General features: G+C 60.5%; 12 protein-coding genes and 1 pseudogene. 4 read left to right on the forward strand and 9 right to left on the reverse strand.

Going from position 1 to position 11,389, the window contains the following annotated elements:
* Positions 1 to 53 precede the first annotated feature (53 nt).
* Both G481_RS0115265 and G481_RS0115270 read right to left on the reverse strand, forming a co-directional pair.
* Positions 54 to 521 carry a DUF411 domain-containing protein gene (locus tag G481_RS0115265; RefSeq protein WP_028030809.1) on the reverse strand — a complete coding sequence of 156 codons (468 nt, stop codon included), beginning with the start codon at positions 519 to 521 and terminating at the stop codon, positions 54 to 56.
* 98 nt (positions 522 to 619) lie between these two features.
* Positions 620 to 1,231, reverse strand: coding sequence for a hypothetical protein (locus G481_RS0115270; protein WP_028030810.1), 612 nt, complete (start codon positions 1,229 to 1,231; stop codon positions 620 to 622).
* Between the two features lie 187 nt (positions 1,232 to 1,418).
* Here G481_RS0115270 and G481_RS0115275 point away from each other — a divergent pair, with 187 nt between their 5' ends.
* The 3 genes from G481_RS0115275 (at position 1,419) to G481_RS0115285 (ending at position 3,897) form a co-directional block, all read left to right on the forward strand.
* Positions 1,419 to 1,772, forward strand: coding sequence for a hypothetical protein (locus G481_RS0115275; RefSeq protein ID WP_028030811.1), 354 nt, complete (start codon positions 1,419 to 1,421; stop codon positions 1,770 to 1,772).
* Positions 1,773 to 1,838: 66 nt separating this feature from the next.
* On the forward strand, positions 1,839 to 3,314 hold the full coding sequence (locus tag G481_RS0115280) for a multicopper oxidase family protein (protein WP_028030812.1): 1,476 nt from the start codon (positions 1,839 to 1,841) through the stop codon (positions 3,312 to 3,314).
* Between the two features lie 61 nt (positions 3,315 to 3,375).
* Entirely contained in the window at positions 3,376 to 3,897 is a 522-nt protein-coding gene (locus G481_RS0115285; RefSeq protein WP_028030813.1) for a TlpA family protein disulfide reductase, read from the forward strand.
* A gap of 543 nt (positions 3,898 to 4,440) precedes the next feature.
* Here the strand turns inward: G481_RS0115285 and G481_RS25520 are convergent.
* The 7 genes from G481_RS25520 to lnt form a co-directional block, all read right to left on the reverse strand.
* On the reverse strand, positions 4,441 to 5,073 hold the full coding sequence (locus tag G481_RS25520) for a transglutaminase-like cysteine peptidase (RefSeq protein ID WP_084450963.1): 633 nt from the start codon (positions 5,071 to 5,073) through the stop codon (positions 4,441 to 4,443).
* Positions 5,074 to 5,628: 555 nt separating this feature from the next.
* Positions 5,629 to 6,099, reverse strand: a complete 471-nt coding sequence (locus G481_RS0115290; RefSeq protein ID WP_051294566.1) for a DUF411 domain-containing protein — start codon at positions 6,097 to 6,099, stop codon at positions 5,629 to 5,631.
* Positions 6,096 to 7,325 (reverse strand): M23 family metallopeptidase, encoded by a 1,230-nt coding sequence (locus G481_RS24035; protein WP_084450965.1) that lies wholly within the window; start codon positions 7,323 to 7,325, stop codon positions 6,096 to 6,098. Before G481_RS24035 ends, G481_RS0115290 begins: the two co-directional genes overlap by 4 nt.
* On the reverse strand, positions 7,276 to 7,818 hold the full coding sequence (locus tag G481_RS0115300; RefSeq protein ID WP_051294568.1) for an SCO family protein: 543 nt from the start codon (positions 7,816 to 7,818) through the stop codon (positions 7,276 to 7,278). Before G481_RS0115300 ends, G481_RS24035 begins: the two co-directional genes overlap by 50 nt.
* Positions 7,819 to 7,856: 38 nt before the next feature.
* Complete coding sequence (locus G481_RS0115305) at positions 7,857 to 8,330, reverse strand: copper chaperone PCu(A)C (protein ID WP_028030816.1); 474 nt, start codon at positions 8,328 to 8,330, stop codon at positions 7,857 to 7,859.
* A 3-nt stretch (positions 8,331 to 8,333) separates the two neighbouring features.
* Positions 8,334 to 8,927: an SCO family protein gene (locus G481_RS24040; RefSeq protein WP_035026289.1), complete on the reverse strand. Its 594-nt coding sequence runs from the start codon at positions 8,925 to 8,927 to the stop codon at positions 8,334 to 8,336.
* 274 nt (positions 8,928 to 9,201) lie between these two features.
* Positions 9,202 to 10,764, reverse strand: coding sequence for an apolipoprotein N-acyltransferase (gene lnt, locus G481_RS0115320; protein ID WP_035026291.1), 1,563 nt, complete (start codon positions 10,762 to 10,764; stop codon positions 9,202 to 9,204).
* 361 nt (positions 10,765 to 11,125) lie between these two features.
* On the opposite strand from lnt, the pseudogene G481_RS26500 reads away from it, so the two are divergent.
* Positions 11,126 to 11,389: pseudogene (locus tag G481_RS26500) on the forward strand (IS110 family transposase); the annotation flags it as partial.

Genomic DNA, 11,389 nt, shown 5'->3' on the forward strand with positions numbered 1-11,389 from the left:
CAATGGCGCAAGGCGTCATTGGTTCTGGGCAGTCCTTGCACGACTGAACGGGATCAGGCTGCAGGGTAGCTCGTGAAGACGCTACTGCTGCCGTCCAACCCGACAAGGATGACGTCATAGGCTTCGCGCTCGGTCTCGGGTCCCATGCCGGGTGACCCGTAGGGCATGCCAGGCACGGAGAGACCGACGGCGACGGGTCGTTCAGCCAAAAGACGGCGGATGTCGGCGGCGGGAACGTGCCCCTCGACAGTATAGTCGCCGATGGTGGCGGTGTGGCAGGACGCGAGGTTTTCCGGAATGCCACGCTCGCGCTTGAACGCCGCAAGCTCTTCGATGCTGCGTTCCTCGAAGGATACCCGAAAGCCGCTGTCGCGCAGATGTCCGATCCACCCGTTGCAGCAGGGGCAGCCGGGGTCCTTGACGACGTGGATGGCTTCGTCGCCCTCGGCAAGTGCTGGGGTAGCCGCAATGGCGGCCAGCCAAGGAACGGCGGCGAGAACCTTGCGCCGGGACAGTGTCATGATGTCGGCCTTTCGTTGGAACTTTACGGGAAACATAGCTGCAAGTGCGGGGATCGGCGAGCAAAGTCTGATGAACCCGGCGACTGATCACCGAAATGCTACTCCAGCCGCGGGTCCCCGGCTTGAACCAGCAGAACCCCGTGGTTCTCGTCGGCGTCGTCGTCGGTGATCGTCCGTGCGGAGACGCCCGGCAACTCGGCAAACCCCTCCATCATCCGTTTCGGAAACCAGGTCATCGGCAGGCTTTCAAATCCGGGCACCCCTTCCAGCACCCGCGACAGCGCGATGGTGCAGTTTGCTTTCGGCACCGCGCCATAGGCCATTGCCCGCTGCATGATCAGTGCCGCAACCTCGGGCGATACCTCGATAGTCTGTTCAACCACGTCGTAGGTCTCGCGGGCATGGTAGTCGATGTAGAAATCCACCATCTTCGAGGTGACCCCGAAGTGCACGTCGTTGCGCTCGGGCAGCCGGGGATGCCGCCAGGTGCCAGCCGGATCGAACAGCACGCGCTGCGATCCGTTGATGAGCAGGCCCGCATGCGCTCCCGCTCCGCTGCGTGTCGAGAGGACCGTGAAGAGCGTGACCGAGGTCGGGCCGGGATGCTCGTAGCGGGCGGCGGCCACGGCCTCCTCGGGTGCCCAGATCGGTTCGGCACCGCAGGATGCCAGGCCAAGGATTGCCGCCATGGCGAACAGAAGTTTCCACATCGATTCACTGTCCCGCGTTTTGCGCAGGTTCTGCGCAATTGCGACGGATTCCAGTAAACTCTGCGATAGTGGGGCAGGGAATTCGGAAACTCGGCATTGATGCCGCAGCTTTAGAGATCAGAGTGCCCCTCAGGGACACCAAACTGTCAGGTGACGGAAGCAGGCTATCCTGATAATTGTCCCAAGCATGGCGTTCCTCACATTTCGCATGCATGTCCTGATCCTCGCCGCCTACGTCTTTGCGGCGATCATTCCCGTATTGGCTCTCGGCGAAGGGCAGCAAGCTCAGGCTGACCATGCACAGATGATGGCGATGGCCGGCCATCTGGCGCACATGCCCGCGACTGACGGCCCGAAGGACCTGACACAGCAGCTGATCTGCCAACAGCACTGCCTTTTCGCAGCGGCGACCTTTCCTGCGCCGGACCGGGTTGCGGAAACTGTCGCGCGGTCCTCCGATGTGGAGGCTAGTGTCGACATCCTTGCCGCCTCGCTGGCCATTCCGCCCCCAGGTCCGCCTCCGAAGATCGCCGTGATCTGAGCCTGCGGCTGCGGCATTCGCCGGGGACCGCTTGTCCAATTCACGACGCGATACAGGAGAATTCGTATGTCGCCCTTTTCTCGCCGCGGCTTTCTGGCCGCTTCTGCGGCCACGGCCGCCTCGCTGATGCTTCCCGCTCGGGTCCGGGCCCAGTCCGGTCGAATGTCGCTGACCGCCACCACCCGCTCCATCGACGTGCGGGGCAAGGCCGCAACCGTGTGGGGGCTTCTGGATGGCGCCGGCCGGTCCGGCCTTGTCCTCGATCCGGGCCAGGCTTTCGCGGTCGATCTGGCAAACACTTTGGCCGAGCCGACGATCATTCATTGGCACGGGCAGATTCCGCCCAATGCGCAGGACGGCGTGCCCGACCTGCCGATGCCGGTCCTCCAACCCGGCGAAAACCGCGCCTACGATTTCGCCGCGCGACCGGGTACGCACTGGATGCACGCCCACATCCCGGCGCACGAGATGATGCTGCTTGCAGCACCCCTGGTCGTGCGGCGGCCCGAGGACGTTGCTGCCGACCGGCAGGAAGTGACGCTGTTCCTGCACGACTTTTCCTTCAAGCCACCTGCCGAGGTGCTGGCCGAGATCACCGGCGGCGCGTCGATGGCCGGGATGGATCATGGCCAGATGGGGCAGGGCGGCATGGACCATTCCGGAATGGACATGGGTGCCATGGGTCAGGGGGACATGATGGCGATGCCGGGGATGGATGGCATGGCGATGGACCTGAACGACTACAACTTCGACGCCTATCTTGCCAATGATCGCACGCTGGACGACCCCGAAGTGGTTCAGGTCGACAAAGGTGGGCGCATCCTTGTCCGCGTCATCAACGCTGCGGCCGCCACCGTGTTTTGGATCGACACTGGCGCGCTGCCGGGACGGCTAGTCGCGGTGGACGGCGAGCCGGTCCGACCTTTGCCCGGCAACCGCTTTGGCGTCGCAATGGGCCAGCGGCTGGATATCGAACTGGACGTGCCGGGCGAGGGCGGGGCCTTCCCGATCCTTGCCCTGCGCGAAGGTGCCAAGGAAAGGACGGGTGTCATCCTCGCCACGCCGGGGGCGGCGGTGACCAGGATCGCCGAGATGTCGGAGGCCGACCATCCCGCCTTCAGCGGCGATCTGGCGCAGGAGGGTGCTCTACGCGCCGTCAGCCCGCTGCCCGAACGCGCGCCAGCTTCGCAGCCGATGCTGATGCTGGGCGGCACCATGATGCCCTATGTCTGGACGATCAACGGCCAGACTTGGGGGTCCCATGTGCCGGTGACTGCGAAATCCGGCGACCGAGTCGAGATCATGTTCCACAACATGTCGATGATGGCGCATCCGATGCACCTGCACGGCCACGCCTTCCAGGTAGTGGGTGTCGGCATGGACCGGATCGCAGGCGCGGTCCGCGACACCGTGCATGTGCCGCCGATGGGCATGGTGACGGTCGCGGTGGACGCGGGCGAGGCGGCGCGGTGGATGCTGCATTGCCACCACATGCCGCACCTTTCGACCGGCATGATGACCGAGTTCGCGGTGTCGGCCTGACGCACGGCCGGACCCGCAGCCTGCCTGCGGGTCCGGGCCCTTTCCCGGAGAGAGCGGACCCATGCCAACACTCATCGGACGCCGTGCCGTCCTTGGTGCCCTCGCCGCGCCCTTCCTTGCAGGGTCCGCCGAGGCGCGCCCGCCCTTCCGGCTGCGCGAGGACCCGCAACCGCTGCTGTCCCCGCCGATCCTCGACGAAGCAGGCACAACGCGGAAACTCGACGATTTCGCCGGCCGGGTGATGCTCTTGAACATCTGGGCGACCTGGTGCCCACCTTGCCGGGAAGAAATGCCGACACTTGACCGGCTCCAGTCCCGGCTGGGCGGCGCGGATTTCGCGGTGCTTCCGCTCTGCATCGACGACGCGGGGATCGGAAGGGGGCGGCGCTTCTACGACGAGATCGGCCTCGTCGATCTGCCGCTCTATTGGGCCGAGCCGCTGCGGGTTCAGCTTGCCCTTGCCTTCATCGGCCTGCCGACAACTCTTCTGATCGACCGGCAGAGCCGGGAGATCGGACGTCTTCAAGGCCCGTTTGCGTGGGACAGCGAGGACGCCGTTGCCCAGATCGTTGGTTCCTTCTGAGGGATAAGTCGGTGTTGGTCGAAGACCATCAGCCAAAGATCGGACCCTAGACGGATGTGATCTCAGGCCGCCGGATAGCTGGTATAGACCTCAAGCTCGCCATCGCGCCGGATCAGTACCATGTCATCGGCATCGCAGTTTTCTTCTGACCCAATGGGTCTCGGGTAGCGTTTGAACGCGACGCTGGCAACTCGAAAGGATCAACGGTCAAGCGTCGCTCAGTTGCAACATTCTACCTTAGTGCAGCATTCTCTCCTCTATACGTGAGACGAGGTCACAGGGCTGATCAGTCAATGATGAAGCTAAGCAATAACGAAAAAGATGAGAATCCCGTCGCGGAGAGTCCGCGACGGGCATCGATCTTGCGCCGACTGGTCGTGGGCTATTCTTCCAGGCCCGGCAGTTTCGAGAGCTGAAACTTCGCGCTCTGACTTACTCTTGGTGCGCAATCAGATTCTGGAATTGAAGCGTCCAAAAAAACCTTTGTGAGATTCAACACAACCAAGTTGAAAAGTATGTCACAGAACACCCGTCAATACACTCTCACCTAAGGAAAATCCCCCCTGCCATAACTGAAACCCATCGTTTGGGCTTCCGAGGGTCCTGCATTCTCAAAAAGGTGTATCCTGTCTTGTGCCATGGTACGATCTTGTTGGTTAGGTTGTCCAAAACGAGATCATTGGCGCCAGTGCGCACGACGAGAACAGCATGAGACGCTCTGTTCAAATCAAGAAGAGTTGCGATCAGTAGCTGCTCGGCCGGAAATCCAGCGCGCGTCAATTCGTACTTCTTGTAAAGGGCATAGTCTTCGCAATCACCCTTTCCTTTGGTCGGCAGCGTCCAGCGTTCAGCGATACCGTACTGTTGTAAGTCACTCACCGAACGAACCGACTGATTGATTCGAGTATTAACTTTCCGCAGCTCTCTAAGTTGCAACTCGCCAATCTTCAATGTGCGACCAGATTGCGCGCAAGCCCAAACGTAAACATTGCACACATTTGACGCCCCATCTGGAGCTGAGGTGACTGCCCCTATAGGTAGCATTTCAGTGTCAGTCTGTCGGTTATCGATCGCGAAGGAGGGTTGAGCCGAAAGAAATGCAAGCGTTGTGGCGAGGAGAGCCAGTCTTGATCGCACATTGTGTGATAGTTCACTCACTTTTCTGAGAAGTCGCATAGGTGCCCCCCGCGCGTTTCATAATCGAGCGATGTCAGTTAACGGGTGCGCATTGGCAACTCTGCGGCTACTTTTGGGCTTTTTCTAGTAAGCTCACTATTGCTCTCTTAGTGCTGGTTGACACCGCTAGTTCGTCTATAATTTAGGCCGAGTTCAAATAGCTTCGGTCAGATACTATAAATGCGCTTGATCGCGCGATTGACAATTGGTTCATGCTCCCAAAGTTGGGATGGGTCACGAGCGGCTTGTTCTGGTTGTCTTCAACTCAGGTCGAGCGGTTGCGGCCACTCTCCTCAAAGTCGCCAAACCAGCCGCGAGCTGATTCTTGACGGGTACTAAGCGGGATAGTCTGCCGACACCTCATTATTCAGGTCGTCAGAACTGTCCCGCCGTATTCGGCTGCTGTACAGCGCCTACGGCAAAAATTGACGTCGATAATCCGACGTTGTGCTGAAACCTCGGTTAGTCAAAATAACATGACCGGACACCATTTTCTGCGTGAGCACCAAAAGACGCACAGGCAGTCTGGCTGATCCGATATAATTACAGTTCATGTCAGGCGGCCGGATAGCTTGAAAAAACTTCCAGGCTTCCATCCCGGCGAACCAGCAGAACGTCATAGGCGTCCCGACCGTCTTCTGATCCCATTCCCGGCGAGCCGTAAGGCATGCCGGGCACGGCGAGGCCAACTGCGTCAGGACGCTCGTCAAGAAGCCTGCGGATATCCGCAGCGGGGACATGGCCTTCTAGCGCATAGCCGTCAACTGTGCCCGTGTGACAGGAAAACACCTTTGCTGGTATGCCCTGATCCATCTTGAAGCGGATTAACAAGGTTCCCATCGACACCTCATCCGTAACCGTGAACCGCTGTTCGCGCAGGTAGTCCACCCATGCATCGCAACATTCGCAGCCACGCCCCTTTACTACGTGGATCGGCGGTTCTTCCTCTGCCCTTGCGGCAGGTGCTATGGCCAAGGCTGTCGCTGCCAGGAGGAACTCACGGCGGCCGATGCGATATTCCTTCATCCACGTTCCCCGTCATTCGCTGGCATGAAGCCGGTTTCGCTGCGCCAGGCGGCGAGTGCATTGAGATCTTCTGCCGAAGCAATTTCCTGTTCCGGCAGGGCATCCTGGTCTTTCGGGTCAACCGGTCGGCCGTCGACACGAACTTCGTAGTGAAGGTTGGGCCCGCTCACGAGCCCGGTTGCGCCGACTGCGCCGATCTCGTCTCCAGCTTTGACCCGTGTCCCCACGCGAACGTCTTCGGCAATTTCGGAGAGATGCGCATATCGCGTCACGACCCCGCCGCCGTGATCGATGTCGATTGTGGTGCCGTAGCCACGGATCGTGCCCGCAAAGACTACCCGCCCAGCACCAGTTGCCGAGACTTCGGTCCCCACAGGTGCCGCATAATCGATCCCGGTATGCATGCGGACCCCGCCCAATACAGGATGGTTCCGTCGGCCGAAGACGGACGACAGGCGGGCACCGAGGATGGGTGCCGCTGAACGCTGCACGGCTTCACCGTCTTCGAAGACTATGACTGGACCAGCGGCTTCGGTCGCAACGAGTTCGAGCACGCGATCCGCAAGTTCAAGTCTGGCGTAACTCAGGCGCGGCTCTCCCGCGATGCTGCCATCGGGAAGCTGATCTTCCTGCCAGACCAGCGCGAAGGTTTCTCCGCCTTTGAGGTCGCGCCTGAAATCGACCTGACCCGCAAGCAGTGCGGTCAGGTCAACCGCAAATCGTTCGGGTGCCTTTCGTGCCATCAGGGCGTCATAGAGAGTTCCGTCGAGGGTCAAGGTCTCCCGCCGATCTGTTTCACGAACCGGCGGGTCAAGACGTTGTGCCGCGATCGGTCCGTCGAACGAGAGAGCGATCTCCACACCATCTTCCACGAAGAGCGACAGGCGTGTCAGCGCTGCCGGATCCCCGGACGCCGCAGTCCATTCAATTCGGTGGCCAGGTCGCAGGTCCGTCAGGTCGTACACACCTGAGAGCGCGAGGGCGGCTTCTGCCCGGACCGCCCCGGGGATTCCTGCGTGACCAAGGACGCTGTCCAGGGTGTCACCGCGGGCGATTGTGGCTTCGAATGCCATAGGCAAATGCGCCGTCGGAGGATCGGCCACTGCCTGGAGCGGGGCGAAAGCCGCGATAGCAAGGATCAGAAATGCGGAGCGGATCATCTGGCAGAATGCCCTTTCAACTGAGGGTTCGGCGGATTTTTGGAACGGCGAAGCGCCGGTCTTCATGGAAGTCTATGATGCTTGCGAAGCGCCCATCGGGGTGGAACAGAAATACACCGGCGGTGTGGTCCATCGTGTAGTCGCCGCCCTCCTTATCGACGCGGCGATAGGTTGCGCGAAAATCTGCGGCCGCTTGAGCGACCTCGTCAGCAGGACCCGTCAGCCCCATGATGCGTGGATCGAAGTTGCTGACGTAGCCGGCTAGGACATCGGGCGTGTCGCGCTCCGGATCGACCGAAATCAACGCCACGATCAGGCGATCCGCGTCGGCACCCAGTTCCTCGAGCCAGAGCGATATGTCGCTCAATGTGGTCGGGCAGACGTCCGGGCACCAAGTGAAACCGAAGAATACCATAACCGGGCGACCGGCCCAGTCAGTGGGTCGGACCAAGCGACCCTTGTGGTCGGTCAATGTCCAGGTCATCCGACCGATTGGCACAGGCAGGACCTCGCTGCGGGCCGGTCGGTTGCGCGTGCGATAGGCTCCGACGCCCAGCATGAAGGCGACGGCTCCGACTGCCCCTCCAGCACCGAGGATTATTGCCCTGCGTCGGCGCAATCCGGCCCCTCCGCGCGCAACGAGAGGACATCGACATTCACGGTCACCTCACCAGCCTTTTCGAAGGAAAGGGTAACCGGAAAGCTGTCGCCCTCCTTGAGGGCTGTCGTCAGGCCCATCAGCATGCCGTGGTAACCCCCTGGCGCGAGCAGCACACTTTGACCGGCCGGCACCGGAATTGACATCGCATGCGGCATCGATGCGATGCCATCCTGCACCACAGTCTCGTGCAACATCGGCATGTCGGCGGCTGGCGTCGCGATACCAACAAGCGCATCGTCGGACGTCCCGGTGTTCTTGATCTCCACATAGAACACGCCGGGTCGTCCCGCGCCGATCGTCACCTTGGACCAGGCGTGTTCAACGGTAAGATCGCCGATTGTCACGGTCTCACAGGCCATCGCGGCAGGCGCAGAGAGGACGAGTGATGTGGCAAGAAGGAAGTGTTTCATAGGTCAAAGTCTCGATTGAAGGTCGGAAAGGATTTCGGGCGCAGATGTGCCGTAGGTGAATTGACGCAGCCACGCGCCATCGGGGCCGATGAGATAAAGGCCGGGACTGTGCGCCATCGTGTACCCGTCCGGCGATGAGGCGTCGGCTTCCCGCGAGTAGAAAATCTTGAAGCTTGCGGCCGCGGATTCAGTTTGCTCTTCGCTTCCTGCCAAACCAAGGATCGCTGGATGAAAGGCCGTTGTGTAGTCGGCCAGCCCCAGACGCCTGTCCCGTTCGGGATCGATCGAAATGAAAATCGGCTGCACCGATTCTGCGTCAGATCCAAGATCATCCATGACCTGCGCGACTTCGGAGAGCGTCGTCGGACAGACATCCGGGCAGCTTGTAAAGCCGAAGAACACCAACAGGAATTTTCCGCGGAATTCGGCAGTCGAGCGGATGCGGCCTTCGCTGTCCGCAAGCGTGAAGGCAGGCGCGAAGGCTGCAGCTGCTGTTGCGGTGTCGTCCGTGGCAGGCCACCACCGCACCGCTGAGAACGTGGCAACAGCCGCAGTGGCGGTGATCCAAAGGATGATCTGAAGAGGACGAAGACGCATGAACAGTCCGGACTGAGAGAACAGCCTGCCGTCTAGAACCTCGAGCAACTAGAGGTTCAACCGACAAGAAGGTGAGAGTTTCAGGACCGGCAAGGTTTCGCCGATCAGGCTGCCCCAAGATACCTTGCGAGGGCGATTCCGAGGAAGGTGCCGAACAGCCCGAAGGCGATGGCAAAGCCTGCGCCATACTGCAAGCGGTCGAGGGTCTTTCCGCCCCGCCGCCGCGCAACGAGGTAACCCCAAATGAACCCGATGGTTGCAAAGAGCGCCCCGATCATTTCGATACACTTTTCAGGTTTGCCCGGTGCCGGCGGGCCCAGTAGCCACTGATGGCCCATGAAGTGAGCATAATAATGAGAAGCGCCCAGTCTCCGAAGCGGGCGTAGATGGTTGCGGGCAATGGGCGGGGCAAGCGGATGTCGATCACGCCTGACCTATCGATTTCGAGCATTGCCAAGGTTGCCCCGTAAGAATCAACCACCGCAGAAATTCCCGTGTTGGCGGCCCGCACCAGAGGCAGGCCTTCTTCGATGGCCCGCATCCGGGCCGATGCCAAATGCTGCCATGGCCCGATCGAGGCACCGAACCAGGCGTCGTTTGTCGCGTTGAAGATCCAGTCCGGTCTTATCGCATCATCGACGACATGTCCGGGAAAAATGATCTCATAGCAGATTGCGATCCCCGCATAGGGGTGTGGGCCGAACGCCAGTGTCCGTGGCCCTGGCCCTGGCGTGAAGTCTCCGAGCGATTGAACCAGACGCTGAAGGGGCAAAAGGTTCCGCCACGGAATGTACTCACCGAACGGAACGAGATGATGCTTGGCATAGCGCGTCAGAATGGTGCCGTCACGAGAGATAGCAAGCACGGCATTCCGGTAGACTGTCTCGGCCCCGGTTTCCTCCCTTTCCGGGCTGCCGGTCAGCAAGACGCCGGTCTTGGGCAAGAGCCAGCCCAACATCGCCCTGGCGCCGGCATCCTCTGCCAGAAACCCTGGCCAAGCGGTTTCCGGCCACAGCAGAATGTCGAAGTCGCCCGGCCGGGCAGAAAGTGCAAGAAGCTTCAGGATGTTCGCGTCTCGAGCGGCATCATCCCACTTAGCACTTTGTGCGATGTTCGGTTGAACGACGCGGATTTGCGCGCCGCGCTCTGACGGCACATCGGCGAGCAGCAAGCGCATCGCACCAAATCCGGTGACCGACAAGGCGATTGCGCCTGCTGTGGCGAGGTGGCGGACACGTTTCCCGTTGTCGTCCGAGACAACGGCCAGTCCGGCCAGCGCAGCGCAGAGCACGAGAAGAAATCCCAGGCCGTAGCTTCCGAAGACAGCGGAAGCCTGCGCGGCAACCGGCCAGTCAGACAATGTGTAAGCAGCCAGGTTCCAGGGAAACCCGGTGAGAACATGGCCACGCAGCCACTCCGTGGCGGTCCAGCTTGTCGCCATTGAGAGCGCCAACGACAACCCGGCGCGTTCCATCCGTGCCGCCAGAGCGCAGGCCAGGGCAGGAAAGACCGACAAAAGCGCCGAAAGACCAAGAACCGCCGGCAGAGCCAGCCAACCGAACCGGTCCGCCTCGACCTGAAAACTTTCGGTGATCCAGAAGAGCCCGGGCACGAATTGACCAAGGCCGAAGAAGTATCCCAGCCCGAAGGCGAAGAAACCTGATGCGCTACGCACCAAAACTGTCAGGATAGCGAAGGCGATCAATGCAAGTGGCAGGATCGAGTATGGCTGCAGAGCCATGACAAAAAGGGTGCCTGCCGCGATGGCTGCCCCCAAACTCGCCCAGCTTTGGACAGGCTTCCTGCTCGAAAATTGGCGTGCGTCTGGAAAGAACAATCGTGCCACAACCCCTAAATCAGGGGTGACGGCTAACTGCTCTAGTAGCTTGAGGTGCAATGCATCTATTCGCAGATCACAGCATTGTCAGATTGGTGGGAACGTGATCGATCCTCGACGTGGGCTTGAAACTGTGGAAGGATTGTCAGGTTTGAACAGGACTACCAAGAGGTGATCGGATATATTCGTCGCCTGCAAACCGCCAGATAGCCTATCGTACGGTTGCGGGGAGAAAGGATGGTCGCGCTCCTCGCCGCGAGCACCGACTGCTAACGGCTGTTTGATTTGATGATGTGGACACCCCGACCCCAACCGTCGAATCTGGTTTCAACGGTTCCCCGAGAAGAAGGAGTGGTTGGATATGTCCGGAATGATCATTGGCCTCGATCTCGCGAAGAGCGTTTTCCAGGTCCACGCTGTCGATGCTGACGGAAAAGTTGTCATCACCAGAAAGGTGCGGCGCTCTCAGATGCTCGAGTTCTTTGGGAGGTTGGATCCGTGCTTGGTTGGCATGGAGGCGTGCCCCTCCGCGCACCATTGGGCGCGGGAACTTTCTGCCCTAGGCCACGAAGTCCGATTGATGGTCGCGTCCTACGTGAAGCCCTACGTCAAGCGCCAGAAGAAC

The sequence above is a fragment of the Gemmobacter nectariphilus DSM 15620 genome, assembly GCF_000429765.1.
GTDB lineage: Bacteria > Pseudomonadota > Alphaproteobacteria > Rhodobacterales > Rhodobacteraceae > Wagnerdoeblera > Wagnerdoeblera nectariphila.

Bases quoted from the DNA above. Each gene is read 5' to 3' on its own strand.
- G481_RS0115280 (WP_028030812.1), top strand. From the start codon at position 1,839: ATGTCGCCCTTTTCTCGCCGCGGCTTTCTGGCCGCTTCTGCGGCCACG.
- G481_RS0115285 (WP_028030813.1), top strand. From the start codon at position 3,376: ATGCCAACACTCATCGGACGCCGTGCCGTCCTTGGTGCCCTCGCCGCG.
- G481_RS0115270 (WP_028030810.1), bottom strand. From the start codon at position 1,231: ATGTGGAAACTTCTGTTCGCCATGGCGGCAATCCTTGGCCTGGCATCC.
- G481_RS24040 (WP_035026289.1), bottom strand. From the start codon at position 8,927: ATGCGTCTTCGTCCTCTTCAGATCATCCTTTGGATCACCGCCACTGCG.
- G481_RS0115265 (WP_028030809.1), bottom strand. From the start codon at position 521: ATGACACTGTCCCGGCGCAAGGTTCTCGCCGCCGTTCCTTGGCTGGCC.
- G481_RS24035 (WP_084450965.1), bottom strand. From the start codon at position 7,325: ATGAAGACCGGCGCTTCGCCGTTCCAAAAATCCGCCGAACCCTCAGTT.
- G481_RS25520 (WP_084450963.1), bottom strand. From the start codon at position 5,073: ATGCGACTTCTCAGAAAAGTGAGTGAACTATCACACAATGTGCGATCA.
- G481_RS0115290 (WP_051294566.1), bottom strand. From the start codon at position 6,099: ATGAAGGAATATCGCATCGGCCGCCGTGAGTTCCTCCTGGCAGCGACA.
- G481_RS0115300 (WP_051294568.1), bottom strand. From the start codon at position 7,818: ATGCTGGGCGTCGGAGCCTATCGCACGCGCAACCGACCGGCCCGCAGC.
- G481_RS0115275 (WP_028030811.1), top strand. From the start codon at position 1,419: ATGGCGTTCCTCACATTTCGCATGCATGTCCTGATCCTCGCCGCCTAC.
- G481_RS0115305 (WP_028030816.1), bottom strand. From the start codon at position 8,330: ATGAAACACTTCCTTCTTGCCACATCACTCGTCCTCTCTGCGCCTGCC.